The organism is Streptomyces aquilus (assembly GCF_003955715.1).
GTDB classification, from domain to species: Bacteria; Actinomycetota; Actinomycetes; order Streptomycetales; family Streptomycetaceae; genus Streptomyces; species Streptomyces aquilus.
Genome location: NZ_CP034463.1, coordinates 3,436,005 through 3,452,686, shown reverse-complemented (window position 1 = coordinate 3,452,686; position 16,682 = coordinate 3,436,005). Strand labels below are relative to the sequence as shown.

16 protein-coding genes are annotated in these 16,682 nt (G+C 71.0%); 11 read left to right on the top strand and 5 right to left on the bottom strand.

Going from position 1 to position 16,682, the window contains the following annotated elements:
- Position 1 precedes the first annotated feature (1 nt).
- The 4 genes from EJC51_RS15935 to EJC51_RS15915 all read left to right on the top strand — a co-directional run bounded on the left by EJC51_RS15935 (position 2) and on the right by EJC51_RS15915 (position 4,803).
- A complete protein-coding gene (locus tag EJC51_RS15935) occupies positions 2-1,573 on the top strand; it encodes a sugar ABC transporter ATP-binding protein (RefSeq protein WP_126271697.1) in 1,572 nt (523 codons plus the stop codon).
- Positions 1,570-2,649 (top strand): ABC transporter permease, encoded by a 1,080-nt coding sequence (locus EJC51_RS15930; protein WP_126271696.1) that lies wholly within the window; start codon positions 1,570-1,572, stop codon positions 2,647-2,649. Before EJC51_RS15935 ends, EJC51_RS15930 begins: the two co-directional genes overlap by 4 nt.
- Positions 2,649-3,680 carry a galactofuranose ABC transporter, permease protein YjfF gene (gene yjfF / locus EJC51_RS15925; RefSeq protein WP_126271695.1) on the top strand — a complete coding sequence of 344 codons (1,032 nt, stop codon included), beginning with the start codon at positions 2,649-2,651 and terminating at the stop codon, positions 3,678-3,680. Before EJC51_RS15930 ends, yjfF begins: the two co-directional genes overlap by 1 nt.
- Before the next feature lie 148 nt (positions 3,681-3,828).
- A complete protein-coding gene (locus EJC51_RS15915) occupies positions 3,829-4,803 on the top strand; it encodes an SCO2400 family protein (protein WP_166682778.1) in 975 nt (324 codons plus the stop codon).
- Positions 4,804-4,840: 37 nt separating this feature from the next.
- Here EJC51_RS15915 and EJC51_RS15910 read toward each other — a convergent pair whose 3' ends face one another.
- Positions 4,841-5,278: a MarR family winged helix-turn-helix transcriptional regulator gene (locus EJC51_RS15910; RefSeq protein WP_126271692.1), complete on the bottom strand. Its 438-nt coding sequence runs from the start codon at positions 5,276-5,278 to the stop codon at positions 4,841-4,843.
- Between the two features lie 89 nt (positions 5,279-5,367).
- Here EJC51_RS15910 and EJC51_RS15905 point away from each other — a divergent pair, with 89 nt between their 5' ends.
- Both EJC51_RS15905 and EJC51_RS15900 read left to right on the top strand, forming a co-directional pair.
- Positions 5,368-6,366 (top strand): NADP-dependent oxidoreductase, encoded by a 999-nt coding sequence (locus EJC51_RS15905; RefSeq protein ID WP_126271691.1) that lies wholly within the window; start codon positions 5,368-5,370, stop codon positions 6,364-6,366.
- 96 nt (positions 6,367-6,462) lie between these two features.
- On the top strand, positions 6,463-6,882 hold the full coding sequence (locus EJC51_RS15900) for an organic hydroperoxide resistance protein (protein ID WP_126271690.1): 420 nt from the start codon (positions 6,463-6,465) through the stop codon (positions 6,880-6,882).
- Between the two features lie 85 nt (positions 6,883-6,967).
- On the opposite strand, the gene EJC51_RS15895 is transcribed toward EJC51_RS15900, so the two are convergent.
- The gene (locus tag EJC51_RS15895) at positions 6,968-8,122 is read right to left on the bottom strand and encodes a serine hydrolase domain-containing protein (protein WP_126271689.1); all 1,155 of its coding nucleotides are present in this window, start codon (positions 8,120-8,122) and stop codon (positions 6,968-6,970) included.
- Positions 8,119-10,671 (bottom strand): M14 family zinc carboxypeptidase, encoded by a 2,553-nt coding sequence (locus EJC51_RS15890; protein WP_126271688.1) that lies wholly within the window; start codon positions 10,669-10,671, stop codon positions 8,119-8,121. Before EJC51_RS15890 ends, EJC51_RS15895 begins: the two co-directional genes overlap by 4 nt.
- Positions 10,672-10,841: 170 nt before the next feature.
- Here EJC51_RS15890 and EJC51_RS15885 point away from each other — a divergent pair, with 170 nt between their 5' ends.
- The 3 genes from EJC51_RS15885 to EJC51_RS15875 all read left to right on the top strand — a co-directional run bounded on the left by EJC51_RS15885 (position 10,842) and on the right by EJC51_RS15875 (position 13,206).
- The gene (locus EJC51_RS15885; protein WP_126271687.1) at positions 10,842-11,705 is read left to right on the top strand and encodes a hypothetical protein; all 864 of its coding nucleotides are present in this window, start codon (positions 10,842-10,844) and stop codon (positions 11,703-11,705) included.
- 104 nt (positions 11,706-11,809) lie between these two features.
- Complete coding sequence (locus EJC51_RS15880; RefSeq protein WP_126271686.1) at positions 11,810-12,595, top strand: EI24 domain-containing protein; 786 nt, start codon at positions 11,810-11,812, stop codon at positions 12,593-12,595.
- A complete protein-coding gene (locus tag EJC51_RS15875; protein WP_126271685.1) occupies positions 12,592-13,206 on the top strand; it encodes a LysE family translocator in 615 nt (204 codons plus the stop codon). Before EJC51_RS15880 ends, EJC51_RS15875 begins: the two co-directional genes overlap by 4 nt.
- Here the strand turns inward: EJC51_RS15875 and EJC51_RS15870 are convergent.
- Positions 13,178-14,410 (bottom strand): pyroglutamyl-peptidase I, encoded by a 1,233-nt coding sequence (locus EJC51_RS15870; protein WP_126271684.1) that lies wholly within the window; start codon positions 14,408-14,410, stop codon positions 13,178-13,180. The genes EJC51_RS15875 and EJC51_RS15870 overlap by 29 nt on opposite strands.
- A gap of 79 nt (positions 14,411-14,489) precedes the next feature.
- Positions 14,490-15,428 carry a LysR family transcriptional regulator gene (locus EJC51_RS15865; RefSeq protein ID WP_425276792.1) on the bottom strand — a complete coding sequence of 313 codons (939 nt, stop codon included), beginning with the start codon at positions 15,426-15,428 and terminating at the stop codon, positions 14,490-14,492.
- A gap of 50 nt (positions 15,429-15,478) precedes the next feature.
- On the opposite strand from EJC51_RS15865, the gene EJC51_RS15860 reads away from it, so the two are divergent.
- Positions 15,479-16,276, top strand: a complete 798-nt coding sequence (locus EJC51_RS15860; RefSeq protein WP_126271682.1) for an NAD(P)-dependent oxidoreductase — start codon at positions 15,479-15,481, stop codon at positions 16,274-16,276.
- Positions 16,277-16,290: 14 nt separating this feature from the next.
- A complete protein-coding gene (locus EJC51_RS15855) occupies positions 16,291-16,680 on the top strand; it encodes a RidA family protein (protein ID WP_126271681.1) in 390 nt (129 codons plus the stop codon).
- The last annotated feature ends 2 nt before the right edge of the window (positions 16,681-16,682 follow it).

The following is a 16,682-nucleotide window of genomic DNA, read 5'->3' as shown; positions in this document are numbered from 1 at the left end:
CATGGCAGAGCCGCAGCCCGTCCTGGAGATGACGGGCATAGTCAAGGAGTTTCCGGGGGTAAGGGCTCTGTCGGGCGTCGACTTCCGGCTCTTCCCCGGCGAGATCCACGCCCTGATGGGCGAGAACGGAGCCGGGAAATCCACCCTGATCAAGGTGCTGACCGGGGTCTACACCCTGGACGGCGGCACCATCACCCTCGACGGCAGGGCCGTGCGGATCGGCAGCCCGTTGCAGGCGCAGCAGGCCGGCATCAGCACCGTCTACCAGGAGGTCAACCTCTGCCCCAACCTGTCGGTGGCGGAGAACATCTTCATCGGCCGTGAACCCACCCGCGCCGGCCGCATCCAGTGGAAGCGGATGCGCAAGGAAGCCGCGGAGATGGTCGACCGTCTCGGCCTGGACATCGACGTCACCGCGCCGCTCGCCTCGTACCCGCTCGCGGTGCAGCAACTGGTCGCGATCGTACGGTCGGTGGGCCACGGCGACAGCGACGGCTCGGGCTCCGGCACCAAGGTCCTCGTCCTGGACGAGCCGACCTCCAGCCTCGACCGCGACGAGGTCCTCGAACTCTTCCGGCTGATGCGGCGGTTGCGCGACGAGGGCGTGGCGATCCTCTTCGTCTCCCACTTCCTCGACCAGATCTACGAGATCTGCGACCGCATGACGGTCCTGCGCAACGGCACCCTCGTCGGCGAGCACCTGGTCCGCGACCTCGACCAGGTCCAGCTCATCGAGCTGATGATCGGCAAGGCCCTGGACCAGCTGGAGGAGCTGCACGACCACCAACTCCACGCGGACGTCGGCGAGTCGCTCCTCACCGCGGAGGGCCTCGGCCGCACCGGCGGCATCGCGCCCTTCGACCTCGACATCAAGAAGGGCGAAGTCGTCGGCCTCGCGGGCCTGCTGGGCTCCGGCCGCACCGAACTGGCCAGGCTCCTCTTCGGCGCCGACCAGCCCGACACCGGCAAGGTCACCATCGGCGGCAAGCAGGTCTCGATGAGCGCCCCCAACGACGCCATCGGCGCCGGCGTCGCGTTCTGCTCCGAGAACCGCAAGACCGAGGGCCTGGTCCCCGACCTGACGGTCCGCGAGAACATCATCCTCGCGCTCCAGGCGGCCCGCGGCTGGACCCGCCCCATCCCGACGGCCCAGCGCGACGAACTCGTCGCCAAGTACATCAAGGCCCTCGACATCAGGCCCGCCAACCCCGAGGCCCGGGTGGGCCAGTTGAGCGGCGGCAACCAGCAGAAGGTGCTCCTCGCCCGCTGGCTCATCACCCAGCCCAAGCTGCTGATCCTCGACGAGCCCACCCGCGGCATCGACATCGGCGCCAAGACCGAGATCCAGAAACTGGTGGTCTCCCTCTCCGAGGACGGCATGTCCGTCCTCTACATCGCGGCCGAGCTGGAGGAGGTCCTCCGCCTCAGCCACACCATCGGTGTCCTGCGCGACCGCAAGCTGGTCGCCCGGCTCACCAACGGCCCGGAGATCACCCCCAGCAAGATCCTCGAAACCATCGCCAGTGGCGAGCAATCCCTCGTCGGCGGCGCGCAGAGCGGAGAACAGCAGTGACCACCACCAACCGCTGGCGAGCACTGACACGCCACAACCTCTTCTGGCCGGTCGCGGTCCTGGTGGCCCTGCTGCTCGTCAACATCCCCTTCACGCCCGACTTCTTCGCCATCCACATGACGGACGGCCACCTCTACGGCAGCCTCGTCTCCATCGTCCTGTTCGGCTCGCCCCTGATCCTGGTGGCGGTCGGCATGACCCTGGTCATCGCCACCGGCGGCATCGACCTCTCCGTCGGCGCGGTCGTCGCCATCACCGGCGCGCTGACCTGCTCGTACATCAGCGACCGCAAGGACCAGGACGCGCTGGCCGGAGTCCTGCTGGCGATGGGTCTCGGCCTGCTGGCCGCCGTCGTCTGCGGTCTGTGGAACGGCTTCCTGGTGGCCCGGATGGGCATCCAGCCGATCATCGCGACCCTCATCATCATGGTCGCGGGCCGCGGCGTCGCCCAGCTGATCACCGACGGCCAGATCATCACCATCAACAGCGAGCCGTACAAGCTGATCGGCGGCGGCTACTGGCTGACCCTGCCGTTCTCCATCTTCGTGGTCGCCGCGGTCGTCGCCGTCACCGTCGCCCTGACCCGCCGCACCGCCCTCGGCCTGCTCGTCGAGTCGGTCGGCGGCAACGCCGAGGCCAGCCGCCTGGTGGGCATCCGGTCGATGCGCATCAAGATCATGGTGTACGTCTTCTGCGCCCTGTGCGCCGGCATCGCGGGCCTGATGATCAGCTCCAACACCTCGGCGGCCGACGGCAACAACGCCGGCCTGTGGATCGAGCTCGACGCCATCCTCGCCGTCGTCATCGGCGGTACGTCGCTGCTCGGCGGCCGCTTCTCGATCGGCGGCACGGTGGTCGGCGCCCTCGTCATCCAGACCCTGACGACCACCATCTACACGATCGGCGTCCCGACCCAGACCAACCTGGTTTTCAAGGCCGCCGTCGTCATCGTCGTCTGCCTGCTCCAGTCCCCGAAGTTCCGCGCCAAGGTCTTCGGCGCCCGTGCGAAGACCCCGGCCCCGGCGACGCCGCCCGCGGCCCCCGCCGAGCCCGCTCCCAAGATGGAGGTGTCGTGATGAGTGCGACCACCCAGACCCCCACGACACCCGGCAAGACCGAAGGCCGTACGCCGTCCGGGGCGGCGCGGCTGCTGGGCGACCGCCGCCTGCCCGTCCTGGTCACGGCCGCCCTGTTCCTCGCGATGTACATCGCCGGACTCAGCCGCTACCAGAACTACGGCTTCGGCGACTCGCAGGTCTTCCTCAACCTGTTCATCGACAACAGCTACCTCCTGGTCGCCGCGGTCGGCGCCACCTTCGTCATCCTCTCCGGCGGCATCGACCTGTCCGTCGGCTCGGTGATCGGCTTCACCACCATGCTCACGGCGTGGCTGGTCCAGGACGTGGGCCTGCCGCTGCTGGTGGTGATCCCCATATCCCTGGGCGTGGGCGCGTTCGGCGGCTTCCTCATGGGCTATGTGATCCACAACTTCGAGATCCAGCCGTTCATCGTGACCCTCGCCGGCCTCTTCCTCTTCCGCGGCCTGTGCCTGGTCATCAGCAAGGAGTCGATCGCGATCAACGACTCCGCGGTGAGCAGCCTCGCCGAGACCCGGGTGTCCCTGGGCCTGGGCGACCTGTCCATCGGCGCCGTGGTGGCTCTGCTGGTCCTGGCGGCGGCCTTCTACCTCCTCCACTACACCCGCTTCGGCCGCCGGATCTACGCCATCGGCGGCAACGAGCAGTCGGCCCTCCTCATGGGCCTCCCGCTGGGCGGTACGAAGATCGCGGTCTACACGATGAGCGGCTTCTGCTCCGCGCTCGCCGGCCTCCTCTTCATGCTCTACATCCAGTCCGGCGACCCGCTGCACGCGGTCGGCATGGAACTCGACGCGATCGCCGCGGTGGTCATCGGCGGCACGCTGCTCACGGGCGGCTCCGGCTATGTCCTCGGCACCCTGTTCGGCGTCCTCGTCCTCGGCCTCATCAAGAGCATCATCCAGTTCGAGGGCACGCTCAGCTCCTGGTGGACGAAGATCGCCACCGGTGTGCTGCTCTGCGCGTTCATCCTGATCCAGCGTGTGATGACGACCCGCAAGAAAGCCTGAACAGCCCGAAAGGGAACCGGTTTCGGCGAGTTGAGGGACGGATGGGCGGATCCTCCTCAACTCGCCGCACCGGAACGACCAGTTCCCACACAATCTTCACAGCCGCCTCTAGGAACCCTCCCTACGAGGAACTTAATCTTCCCGCGTCATGGACTACTGCCTCCCGTGCCGACGGCACCTCAACGGCGCCCTCGCCTGCCCGGGGTGCGGTACCCCAGTCGAAGAGCTGCGCGCATACGCCGCCCAGCAGCCGCAGCAGCCGCAGGCCCAGTCGTACGTGCCGCAGCAGGGGGGTGGCGGGGCGTACCAGGCGTACGACGGTGGTGGCTACGCGGATGCGTACGGGGGCGCCCCCGAGGCCCCCTCGTACGGGAGCGGTCCCGAGACCGTCGCGTACGGCGACAGCGCTCCGGCCGCCGAGAGTGCGCAGAGCCACGAAGGGCCGTACGAAGAGCCCGAGGTGACGCCTGAGGAGGCACCCGAGGTCGTGGTCGGCGGCAGGGCCGCACGGCGCCGCGCCCAGGGCCGCCGCGGACGGGCCGTACCGCAGGAGGAGCCGGAGGAGTACGACGACTCCGAGGACCTCGAGTACGACGACGAGTACGAGGACGAGGACGCCGACACCGAGGGCGGTGGCAGCCGGCGTGACCGCAAGGCCGCGGCGCACCGCCGCAGACGCCGCCGCCTCCTCCTGGTCGCGGCGGGCTTCGTGCTGGCCGCCGGAGGACTGAGCCTCGCCGAGCTCGGCATGGACGCCCCGGGCTCGAACCCCGCCCCGGCCGCGGCGGGCGGCGAGTCGGCGGACGGCGCGGCGTCGGCGGACGCGAGCACGCCGGCCGAGCCGTTGGACGACACGAACGGATCCGACCCCTCGGCCTCGGCCTCCGCGGACGCCTCCGCGTCACCGTCCGCCTCGGCGTCGAAGGACGACAAGGACAAGGACGACAAGGACAAGGACACCCAGTCCGCGACCGCCACGACCCTGGTCGTCCCGCCCACGAACGCGCAGACGCCCCCGGCCGCCTCCGCGACCCCGACCGCCGACCCGACGTCGGCCCAGCCGACCGCGCAGCCGTCGCCGACGGAGAGCGAGTGTGACCGGTTCCTGTGGTGGTGCACCTGAGGGTTCCGGCCCTCGCCGGGCAACTGCGCGGCCGCGCCTAGGAGTTCAGCATCCGTCGCAGCAGGTCCCGCAGCGACTCCCGCTCCGCGTCCGACAGTCCGGCCAGCGGCGCGCGGGCGAACCGCAGTTCCTCGCGCAGGCTCCGGGCCACCTCCCGGCCCTCGTCCGTCACCGCCGCCACCTTCACGCGCCGGTCGGCGGGGTCCGGCCGCCGCTCCACGAGCCCTCGCGTCTCCAGCCGGTCCACGATCCCGGTGACGTTCGACGGCTCGCACTTCAGCTTCTGGGCCAGCTTCCGCATGGGCAGCGGCTCCAGCGACAGCAGGCTGAGCAGGCGCGCCTGGGCGCCGGTGAGCGCGTGGTCGGCGGCGGCCTCCTCGTAGTCCTCGTAGAAGCGCGCCACGACGTCACCGATCAGCTCGACGACCTCCATGGTCAGCGCGTCGGGGCGACGGGTCTTGGGTGGAGTGGCCATGGTCCAAGCCTAACCCCATTACTTGACAACATGAAATATTCAGGAGCATGGTTGTTTCAGGTACTGAAGTAAATCGGAAAGGCTCTGTCATGATCAACCGCGAGTGGCACCTGCTCAGCCGTCCCGTCGGCTGGCCGAAGCCCGAGGACTTCGCCCTGGTCGAGACCGAGGTGAAGCAGCCGGGTGAGGGTCAGGTGCTGGTGCGGAACAAGTACCTGTCGGTGGACCCGTACATGCGGGGCCGGATGTCGGCCGCCAAGTCCTACGTCGCCCCCTTCGAGCTCGGCAAGGTCATGCAGGGCGGCGCGGTCGGCGAGGTCATCGCCTCCGGCGCCGAGGGCATCGCGGTCGGCGACCACGTCCTGCACTTCGGCGGCTGGCGCGAGTACGCCACCTTCGACGCCGCGCAGGCCGTCAAGGTGGACCCCGACGCCGCCCCCCTCTCCACCTACCTCGGCGTCCTCGGCATGACCGGCCTCACCGCCTACGCGGGCCTGCTGCGTACCGCGTCCTTCAAGGAGGGCGACAGCGTCTTCGTGTCCGGCGCGGCCGGCGCGGTCGGCAGCCAGGTCGGCCAGATCGCCAAGCTCAAGGGCGCCTCGCGGGTCATCGGCTCGGCCGGCTCCGACGAGAAGGTCAAGCTGCTGGTGGAGGAGTACGGCTTCGACGCCGCGTTCAACTACAAGAACGGGCCGGTGAGCGAGCAGCTGCGGTCCGCGGCGCCGGACGGGGTCGACGTGTACTTCGACAACGTGGGCGGCGACCACCTGGAGGCGGCGATCGGCTCGCTGAACCAGGGCGGCCGGATCGCGATCTGCGGCATGATCTCCGTCTACAACAACACCGAGCCGGCTCCTGGTCCGAGGAACCTCGCCCGTCTGATCCAGACCCGCGGCCGTATCGAGGGCCTGCTGGTCGGCGACCACTACGACCTCCAGCCGCAGTTCGTCTCCGAGGTCGGCCCGTGGGTGGCGTCCGGCGCGCTCAAGTACCGCGAGACGGTCGTCGAGGGCATCGAGAACAACCTGGAGGCGTTCCTCGGGGTACTGCGCGGCGACAACGTCGGAAAGATGGTCGTCAAGCTCTGACACCTTCTGCTTGTTTCCGGCATGCGGTAACTTCTTTCCGAAACCGCCGTCGATCGTGGGCGCGAGTCGTACGGCGGACCTAGGAGGAAGTACCGCATGTCCATCCAGCAGTCCGACGTCCTGTACACCGCCGTCGCCACCGCCGAGAACGGTCGCGACGGCCGCGTCGCCACCGAGGACGGCCGCCTCGACGTCGTCGTGAACCCGCCGAAGGAAATGGGCGGCAACGGCGAGGGCACCAACCCCGAGCAGCTCTTCGCCGCCGGGTACAGCGCCTGCTTCCAGGGCGCGCTGGGCGTCGTGGCCCGCCAGACCAAGGCCGACATCAGCGGCTCCACGGTCACCGCGAAGGTGGGGATCGGGAAGAACGACGACGGGTTCGGCCTGATCGTGGAGATCTCGGCGCACATCCCCAACGTGGATGCCGCCACGGGGCGGGCCCTGCTGGAGCAGGCCCACCAGGTGTGCCCTTACTCGAAGGCCACGCGGGGCAACATCAGCGTGACGCTGGTCTGAGGCCGCTCGTTCACAACACGGAGGCCGCACCCCTGGACGTGGGGTGCGGCCTTTTGTGTTCGGTGCGTTGAGAAGGCGCCCGGGTTCAGTGGGCCAGTGCTGCTGTGTGTACCGCCCTCACCAGGATGCTGTTTTCTGGTGCTGCCCCGCCCCCCGGGAAAGCCAGCCGTCTGCGGGTGTAGCCGTAGGCCAGGCCGCTGCGGGGGTCGGCGAAGCCCTGGGAGCCTGCCGCGCCGCTGTGGCCGAAGGCGCCGGCGCCCAGGAAGGGGTGCCAGGTGTCGGCCGTGGCCTGGAAGCCGAGGCCGTAGGAGCGGTGGGCGCGGGCGATCAGGTCGTAGCCGATGGAGTGGATCTGGCCCACCTCGGCGATCGTGTCCGGCTTGAGGAGGGGTGGGCGGTCGTTGAGTTCGCTGATGGCCGCCGCGTACATGCCGGCGATGCCGCGGGCCGCGGCCACCCCGCCCGCGGAGGCCGGGCCCTTGGCGCGTACCTCGCGGGAGTTGGCGTAGTCGACGAGGTCGCCCGTGTCCGGGACGTGCGCGTTGAACGCGATCGAGGCCAGGGTGTGCGGGCCCTGGGGGGAGGCGTCGATCAGGGCCTGCTGCTCGGGGGTGGGGAGCATCGGCTGGACCGGGCGGTAGCGGGGTTCCTGGGAGGCGGGTAGGCCCAGGTGGAAGTCGAGAGAGTACGGGGCGCGGACTCGTTCCTCCCACAGGTCCTGGATCGTGCGGCCCGTGGCGCGGCGGACCACCTCGCCGGTCAGGGCGCCTATGACCAGCGCGTGGTAGCCGAAGGCCGTGCCGGGGCGCCAGAACGGGCGCTGGTCGGCGAGGCGTTCGGCGATCACGCGGTCGTCGGCCATCTCGGCGCGTGAGAATCCGGCGTCCAGGCCGACCAGGCCCGCGCGGTGCGCGAGCAGGTCGCGGAGGGTGAGGGCGCCCTTGCCCTCGGCCGCGAACTCCGGCCAGTAGTAGGTCACCTTGCGGTCCAGTTCGAGCGTGCCGTCCTGGACCAGGAGCGCCACCACGAGGTGCGCGGCGCCCTTCGTCGAGGAGAAGACGGCGTGGAGGGAGTCCGCCTCGTTGCCGTCGCCGGTCCACAGGTCGACGACCCTGCGGCCGTGCACATAGGCGCACAACTGGCCTTCGTAGTCGGGACGTTCACCGGCCACGAAGGCGGCGAACTCCTCGCGCACCGCCTCGAAGCCGTCGGCGACGGTGCCGTGGATCTCCTGCGTCATCCGCTCTCCTTGACTGCTGCCATGTTGAACAATGCCCGTGCCACCTGCGGGAATTCTCCCTTCGGGTGGTCCCGGAAGAGAGGCTCGGTGCCGAAGAGGACCGCGTGCGGACCGCTGATCACCGACGGCCGGCCGGCCGCGGCGGACGGTCCGCCGGTGCCGTCCTCCAACGGGCGCCAGTGCCCGGAGAGCAAGGGGTTGCCGGTCGCGTACGACTGCTCCACGCGGACCTGCGGCCCGAGGTCGGTGAACCAGACGGGCGCGTACACGAAACCGTAACCCGGGGTGCCGGTGGTGATCGGTCCCGCGTTCACCATGCGGACCACGCCGTTCGCGTCCCCGTTGCCCTCGACCGGCTTGGCCGCCAGGAGGCCGGTGGCGGTGCTCAGTTCGGCTCCGCCGATGCCTCGTCCGACCAGGCCATGGCCTTCGGGCTTCGCGAGGAACGCGTCGAGGGCCGTGCGGGCGGGCGCGGTCAGGTCCGTGTACTCCAGCCCCGTCGACACCATCAGCACGTCCGTCGCCGACCAGTCGTAGCCCGCGTTGAGGACAGCTGTCGAGACCGGCGTGACCTCGAAGTTCATCTCGCGCAGGGCGAAGAGCTCACCCGGGGTGACCGCGGCGGCCACGCGGGTGCGGTGGAGCGGGGTGGTGCCGGTGAGGCGGGTGGCGTCGAAGGCGACGTCGTGGGTGCGGGCGAGGGCCATGGCCTTCGGACGGGCCGACGCCGGGACGATCGCGGTGCCGCCGTCCGCCGTGGTGCGTACCGGAACACCCTGCTGGAGAAGGGAGTTGAGGGCCGCGATCGCCGCAGGGTCGTCCAGGCGCAGGCCCAGGTCGCCGTGCGGGGCGACCCGGCCGACGCTCGTGGCCTTGTCCACGGAACGCAGGGGGAGGCCCGTGAGCCTTCCCGTCGGCGCGGCCGTCACCTCGGCTCCCCACAGCCTGCCGAGGCTCCAGCCCGAGATGTCGTACATCACCGACACCTTGTCGCTGATGTCCCGGCCGTCCGCCAACAGGACGTTCGCGAGGCCGCGTTTGGGCTGGTGCATGTCGACGACGTACGAACCCTTCGCGTACGTGCGGCCGGAGAGGTGGAAGGCCTTGGTGGCGCGGGTGACGCGGATGTCGTTGGCGAGGAGGTGGTCCACGAGGCGGGCCGCGGCTGTCCTGCCGGCGGGGATCACGTAGGCGCGCGGGAAGGTGGTCGTGTAGACGTCCTCGGGGCCGATCCCGGGCACGCCCGGCACCGTCTTCTCGGACACCGGCACCTGTGCCGCCCCGGCCGCTCCGCGCCGGAAGACCTCGATCTGGTCGGCGACGAGCGAGGCGCGGCGGGCCTGTACGAAGTCGAGCGTGGCCCGGATCGCGGCGCCCGCCACGGCCGTGTTGACGGCCGAGCGGCGGCGGAGTTCCTCGACCGGGAGGCTGGTGTAGGCCGAGTTGTTCACCTGGAGCGGGATCTCGACCGTGTGCGCGGCGACCGTGCCGTGGAAGGCCGCGTACTGCGGCGTGAAGATCGGCGGCCAGTCGTCCCAGCCCTCCTGCTGGTCCCGGAACGGGATCTGCGCCGGTTCCACGCCGTCCTTCGCGGGCGTGTAGCCGAGTCCGTTGACGGCGGCCTCCATGCCGAGGGCGTTGGCGTAGGTGTTCTTCAGGAAGAGGTCGTACTCGTAGTTCTCGCCGTGCGGGGGAGTGGTGGGCTCGATCAGGGTGCCGTTGACGTAGCCGTGCAGGTCGAGCATCACGGCCGGCTGCTTGTCGATCTCGATCTGCCGCATGACCCGAGTCTCGGGCTGGGAGGCGGTGACGAAGTCCCGGTTCAGGTCGAAGCCGTTGGCGTTCGCGCGGGTGCCGGCGATACGGCCGTCGGGGTTGGCCGTGATGTTGAAGTACAGGCGGGAGTGGGCGAGAAGGTCCGCCGTGCGCTTGTCCTTGGCGGTGGCGAGCTGCTCGATGAGCTTGAGGGAGGCGTCGGTGCCCTCCCACTCGTTGCCGTGGATGTTGTTGTTGAAGAAGACGGGGGCCTTGTAACTCGCCTTGATCTCCGCAGATTTGGCGGCCGTCGCCGGGGCGTTCTCGATGAGGTCGCGCATCCGTTCCTGGGCGCGGGCCTGGCGGTCGGTCTCCGGGGCGGTGACGGTCACCAGATAGAGGCGGTGCCCGCCCGCCGACTTCCCGGTCACCTCGACGCTCACCCGGTCACCGAGCGCCTGGAGCGCGTTCAGCTTCGGGGCGATCGCGTGGTACGGGGTGAGGCCGAGCTTGAGGGACTTGTCGGCGGGGTTCTCAGGGTCGGGGGAGAGCACCTGCTCCCGCGGATAGCCGGTGATCGGGCGGCCGGCGGGGGCGTCGATGCCGAGGGCGCGCGCGGCGGCGCTCGCGGGGGCCTGGGCGGCGCGCCGGTCGAGGGCGGGCTCGTGCCGGGTGGGGGCGGGCTTGGGGTCCGCGCCCGCCGGGTGCGGGGTGAGGAGCAGGGACCCCGCCGTGGTCAGGGCGAGGGCGGCGATCAGTACGGGTCTCGCAGGGGTGGTGCTCGTGGTGCGCACGGGTCGTACCTCCTCCGGGAGCTTCCTGAGATCGGTACGGCGACATGTACCTGTTCGACTCAACCGGAACAAGAGGGAGTTCGTGTCACGGATGCCCCGGACGGCGCATCCCGCCGACCCCGGACGGGGCATGCTGAAGGCGAACGAGCCGAGGACGAGGAGAGCCACCCATGGCAACCATCCCTTCGCTCCCCAGCAGGGACGACGTGCTGCGCATGGCCCGCAGCACGACCGACATCACCGGCCAACTCCTGGACACCGCAGGCAACATCACCCGGATCGCGATCAACACCTTCGACCCCAGAGACGGTTCCGGCCAGGAGGTGCTCCGGGTCCTGCGGCAGACCACCGCCGAACTGGCCGAGGCCAGCGCCTCGCCCCAGGCGCAGGAGGCGTTCTACCGCATCGTCGACACCCTGACCCGCCTCGGCACCAGTGGCGCACCCCTGGCAGTGCACCCGGTCAGCCAGCCGGCCCAGGCCCTCCTCACCGCGCTGGGCGACAGCCTGCTGCCGGTGCTGGACGCGGTGGAACCGGCGGTGGAGGAGTTCGCCACGGCACTGGGCGACCTGGTGGAGGCCATGTCCCCGCTGCTCCCCGCCACGGCGGGCCTCGCGGCCGGCATCCTGCTCGCCCTCACCCCGCTGATTCGCTCGGCGGCGGAGGTCCTGCGCGACTCGTCCCCCGAACTCCGCCGCATCGCCGACGCGTTGACGGCCGCCCTGGCCCCGCTGATGCCGCTCCAGGTGGCCCTCGCGGAACGCGCGGCCGGGGCGGGCGCGGGCGTCGTCCGGGCCTCCCTCCAGCCCCTCGCCGACCTCACGGAGGCGGCGGCCGCGACGGCCAAGGCGGCCGGGCCGGTGCTGGTCGCGGGCGAGGAGTTGCTGGTGGCCGGCCTCGAACACCTCCAGCCGCTCCTGCTGGCCGGCGCCTCCCGCGCGGGCCGGGTGGCCCGGACGGCGGCGGTACGGGTGTCGGCGGCGGTGAGCCCGGCGGCGGAACCGGGGGTGGTGGTGTCGGTGGCGGCCGTATGAGGGGCAGGGCGGTTGCGAGGATCAGGGGTCGTCGGGGCCCGGCGCCCGGCTCGGGGGCGTCCACGACCGGGAACCCTGATCCGGCCGCCCGATAGAGTTCGGCCATGCGCGATCTTGGGGTGGGGTTCAAGTACCTCCTGAAGGGCCAGCGGTGGGTGGCCCGGCACGGCAAGCAGTACGAGTTCGGGCTGATCCCGGGGCTCATCACCCTCGTCCTCTACGGGGCCGCCCTGGTGTCGCTCGCGATCTGGGGCGACGACCTCGTCGCCTGGGCGACACCGTTCGCCGACGACTGGTCGAGCCCCTGGGCGGGGCTCTTCCGCGGCTTCCTCACCGTCGTGCTGTGGGCGCTCGCCCTGCTCCTCGCGGTCCTCACCTTCACCGCGGTCACGCTGCTGATAGGCCAGCCGTTCTACGAGAGCCTGTCGGAGAAGGTCGACCGTGACGTCTCCCCGGACGGCACCGCCCCCGAGTCGAACCTCCCGCTCTGGCGGGAGCTGTGGATCTCGGCGCGGGACAGCCTGCGCATCCTCTTCCGCGCCCTGCTGTGGGGCGTCCTGCTCTTCGGCCTCGGGTTCATCCCGTTCGTCGGGCAGACGGTCGTTCCCGTCATCGGCTTCTTCGTCACCGGCTTCTTCCTCACCGAGGAACTCGTCGCCGTCGCCATGCAGCGCCGCGGCGTCGAACTCCGCGACCGGCTCGCCCTGCTCCGCTCCCGCAAGACCCTGGTCTGGGGCTTCGGCACGCCCCTGGGCCTGGCCTTCCTGGTCCCGTTCGTCGCGGTGTTCCTGATGCCGGGCGCGGTCGCGGGCGCCACCCTCATGGCCCGCGAGCTGCTCGGTGAGGAGACGCTGGACGACTCCAACGACGTAGAGGAAGTCACCTCTTGACCGAGATACTCGCCGTCGCCGTCATCACCGTCCTGGCCGTCATCGCCCCCGGCGCCGACTTCGCCATGGTCGTCCGCAACAGCTACCTCCACGGCCGCCGCACCGGCCTCCTCGCCGCGACCGGCGTCGCCGCGGGCGTCCTGGTCCACGTCACCTACACGATGCTCGGCGTGGGCCTGCTGATCGCCTCCTCCACCTTCCTGTTCACGGTCATCAAGCTGGTGGGCGCCGCCTACCTCGTCTATATCGGCATCCGTACCTTCCGCGCCCGAGGCGAGGTCGAGGTCGACCTGGAGACCACGTCGGACCTCACCCCGCTCCAGGCCCTGCGCTCCGGGTTCCTCACCAACGTCCTCAACCCCAAGACGACGCTCTTCGTCGTCTCGACGTTCGCCCAGGTCGTCAGCCCCGGCACCCCGGTCTACCAGCAGGTGGGCTACGGCCTGTTCATGTCGCTGGCCCACCTGCTGTGGTTCGGCGTCGTCGCGGTCTTCTTCTCCCACGACCGGATGCGCACCCTGATGCTGCGCGGTCAGAAGGTCCTCAACAAGGTGATCGGGTCGGTCCTGGCCGGCCTCGGCATCAGCCTCGCGTTCGCTCCGTCGCACTGACGGCGACCGTCAGGATCGCCCGCACCTGCGCGATGATGTCGAGCCGGTTCGCCACGAACTCCGGGTCGGTCACCTCGGTCGTGTTCCCGGCCCCGAACTGAAGCACGGGCGTGTGCACATGGCCACCCGGCAGCCGGTCATGCAGCCCGAGCCGGTCCCGCAACAGCGTGGCGCGATAGGCGATCTCGTTGGAGAGGTAGTTCCCGCCGCCCCCGGCCCGGGCCGTCGACCCCTCCGTCGGCCCGTCCGGGCGCACGACCGGGTCCGTCCCTCCGGCCGGTATCTCGGTCACGCTCGTGTTGTCGTAGACGGGAAACCGGCCGGTTGCGGCAGCCACCATCGCCTTGTACGGCAAGGTCGTCGTCGTCCACTGCGGCTGCGAGGCCGGATCGGTGACCGGCACGGTCTCCGTCCGGCTCACGTTCTCGTTGTCCGGGAACCCGCCCCGCCAGGCCCCGTTGGTCCGCTCGACGTCGAACCGCCCGACCCGCCCCTGGCTGACGGTCGTGAACAGATCGACCTTCTTCAGGTACGGCCGCAGCGTCCGCTCCACGGTCTGGTCCGCGAAGTCCTGCCACCGCACCGGGAACACGGCCGTCTCCACCCGCGCCGGCCCGTCCGCCGTCTCGATGACCGTCCCGTCGAGCGCGAGCGCGGTCGCCCCGGACGGGTTGGAGATCCGGATGTCCCGGTCGAGAGTGAACGGATCGAACCCGGTGACGAGGACCCGCTTGCCGCCCTTGGGGTAGTGGATGTCGGTCTGCCCGCGCGAGGTCCGCTCCAACTTATCGAGCAGGGCGGTTCGTTGGCGGTCGCTGAGCCCGAACTCCGGCTCCCATCCCCGCACTTCCCGGGTCATCCCCAACCGCGCCCAGTACAGGGGCCGATCGTCGTCCCGGCTCAGATCCCCGCCCGCGGGCCCACGCCCCTGCGCCCGGTCGACGGCCCGCTCCCACAGTGCCGATCCTTCGCGTACGACGATCCGGCGGGCCTGCGCATAGCTGTGCGCCGAGCCGAGCGCCTGCGCGAACTCCGGTGCCACGGAGTCGAAACCGGACCGCCGGAGAATCTCCTGCGGCACCGCGTTGCCGAGCCGCTGCTCCTCGACGGTGGCGGCGGCCGCCCGGGCCGGGTGCGGGGCGGCCGTGAGCCCGGCCACCAGGGCGAATCCGAGAACGCCGATGCGAACACGTAGGGAAGTCACGGGAGTTCAGCCTCCGTTTGGTGTGGGGGAGTGCGCCGAGTATCGCGTGACGGAAGTGGTCTACGCCATGGCGCGTGGTTCAGGAGGGGAGCCGGCCGGCCGCCTCCCGCAGCGCCCCCACGAACGCCTCCGCCGCCGGGGCCGGCGACTGGCCCCGCACCGTCGCCGCGTACACCGCCCGCGCCGGAGCCCCCTCGTCCAGCACCGGCACCAGGGCCACGTCGGGTCGTACGGACGCGGCGGCCAGCGCCGGTACGAGCGTCACACCGAGGCCCGCGGCGACGTACCCCTGCTTGGCGGTCCACTCGGCGACGACATGCGCGACCCGGGGCCGGAACCCCTCTCGCAGGGCCGCGTCCAGCAGCGTCCCCTCCGGGCGGGCGCTCCCCGAGATCCAGTCCGCGTCGGCGAACCGGCCGAGCCGCACCGGGCGGCCGTCCGCCAGCGGATGACCGGCGGGGACGGCGACGTACAGGGACTCGTCGAGGAGGTGGTGCAGGTCGTACGACTCCAAGGGCGGGCGGCCCGTCGTCGAGACGACCGCCAGGTCCAGATGGCCGGCGGTCAGCCGGTCCAGGAGCCTCGGGGTGAAGCCCTCCTCGCGGGCGACCCGCACCTTCGGATGCCGGGCCCGGAACGCGGCCAGCGCCTGCGGCACCAGCGCCGCGTCGGCCGTCGCGAACGCCCCGAACCGCAGCCGCCCGCCCGCGAGTTCCCGCAGGGCGGTGAGCTCCCGCCCGGCGCCCCGCAGTGCCTCGGCGACGGTCTCGGCGTACGGCACGAGCACGCGACCGGCCTCGGTGAGCCGTACGCCCCTCGGCAGCCGGTCGAAGAGCGGGGCGCCGCCCAGGGCCGCCTCCAGCGAGGAGATCTGCCGGGACACCGCGGACTGGGTCCAGCCGAGGCCGCGCGCGGCGACGGTGAAGGACCCCTGGCGGGCGACCTCCAGGAAGGCCCGCAGCCAGACGGTCGAGAGGTCGAGCGTCTCGAATTCATGCGAGGTCGGCATGGCAGCCATGCTAGACATTCGCTTGTCGCATGCGTCGGCCGCCGCATAGCGTCGTGGCCATGGAGCACATCGCATTCCTGGGCCTCGGGCACATGGGCGCCCCCATGGCCCGCCGACTCCTCGCCGCCGGCCACCCGTTGACGGTCTGGAACCGCACCGCCGAGAAGACCGCGGCCCTCGTCGCCGAGGGAGCCGTCGCGGCCGTGTCACCCGCCGACGCCGTACGGGACGCCGACGTCGTCGTCACGATGCTCGCCGGGCCGGCCGCGCTGGAGGCGGTCACGGAGGCCATCGCACCGGCCCTGCGCCCCGGCACGCACTGGATCGAGATGTCCACCGTCGGGCCCGACGCCGTACGCCGACTCGACCGGTTCGCCGGCGTCTCCGTCGTCGACGCCCCCGTCATGGGCAGCACCGACAAGGCCGCCGCGGGCACGCTCGGCATCCTCGCCGGCGGTGACACGGCCCCCGTCGCGCATGTCCTCGCGCACCTCGGCACCGTCACCCGCACCGGGCCGCTCGGCTCCGGCGCCGCGCTCAAGCTCGTCGTCAACTCGGCCGTCATCGGGGGGATCGCGGTCGTCGCCGAGGCGCTGCGGCTCGCCGACGCCCTCGGTCTGGACGGGGAGACGGCCCGCGCGGCCCTCGCCCACAGTCCCCTCGGGGGAGCCGTCGCCCGCGCCTTCGCGGAGGGCGTCCACTTCGACACGGCGCTCGCGGTGAAGGACCTCGACCTGGCCACGCAGGCCGCCGAACTGCCCGTCATCGAGGCCGCGTCGGACCAGTACCGACGGGTCGCCGAGCCCGGCACGGACATCTCCGTGGCCGCCGCCCGCATCCGTACCGCCGACCGCTGAAGGAACCAAACCCCGTGAAGATCACCCTCGACAACCCGGCCTCCGCACCCCAGCCCCTGAGCCCCTACTACTCCCAGGTCGCCCGCGTCGAACAGGCCGACGGCAGCGCCCTGTTGTTCCTCTCCGGCCAGATAGCCGAGGGCGACACCCTCGCCGAGCAGAGCCGGGGCGTCTTCGAGACCATCGACGCGCTGCTGAGGGCGCACGGCGCGACACTCGCCGACGTCATCAACATCCGGACCTATCTGACGGACATCGGCCGCCTCGCCGAATACGGCGCCGTACGCGGGGAGTTCCTCACCGGCACCCCGCCCACCAGCATGACGTTCGAGGTGCCGCGGCTGTTCCGGGCGGAGGCCCTGATCGAGGTGGAGGTCGTCGCCGCGGTGCCCGCACCGCGGTGATC

What these genes read in the sequence shown, in the direction of transcription:
- EJC51_RS15935 (WP_126271697.1), top strand. Translation starts at nt 2, where the DNA reads ATGGCAGAGCCGCAGCCCGTCCTGGAGATGACGGGCATAGTCAAGGAG.
- yjfF (WP_126271695.1), top strand. Translation starts at nt 2,649, where the DNA reads ATGAGTGCGACCACCCAGACCCCCACGACACCCGGCAAGACCGAAGGC.
- EJC51_RS15915 (WP_166682778.1), top strand. Translation starts at nt 3,829, where the DNA reads ATGGACTACTGCCTCCCGTGCCGACGGCACCTCAACGGCGCCCTCGCC.
- EJC51_RS15910 (WP_126271692.1), bottom strand. Translation starts at nt 5,278, where the DNA reads ATGGCCACTCCACCCAAGACCCGTCGCCCCGACGCGCTGACCATGGAG.
- EJC51_RS15905 (WP_126271691.1), top strand. Translation starts at nt 5,368, where the DNA reads ATGATCAACCGCGAGTGGCACCTGCTCAGCCGTCCCGTCGGCTGGCCG.
- EJC51_RS15900 (WP_126271690.1), top strand. Translation starts at nt 6,463, where the DNA reads ATGTCCATCCAGCAGTCCGACGTCCTGTACACCGCCGTCGCCACCGCC.
- EJC51_RS15895 (WP_126271689.1), bottom strand. Translation starts at nt 8,122, where the DNA reads ATGACGCAGGAGATCCACGGCACCGTCGCCGACGGCTTCGAGGCGGTG.
- EJC51_RS15885 (WP_126271687.1), top strand. Translation starts at nt 10,842, where the DNA reads ATGGCAACCATCCCTTCGCTCCCCAGCAGGGACGACGTGCTGCGCATG.
- EJC51_RS15880 (WP_126271686.1), top strand. Translation starts at nt 11,810, where the DNA reads ATGCGCGATCTTGGGGTGGGGTTCAAGTACCTCCTGAAGGGCCAGCGG.
- EJC51_RS15865 (WP_425276792.1), bottom strand. Translation starts at nt 15,428, where the DNA reads ATGGCTGCCATGCCGACCTCGCATGAATTCGAGACGCTCGACCTCTCG.
- EJC51_RS15860 (WP_126271682.1), top strand. Translation starts at nt 15,479, where the DNA reads ATGGAGCACATCGCATTCCTGGGCCTCGGGCACATGGGCGCCCCCATG.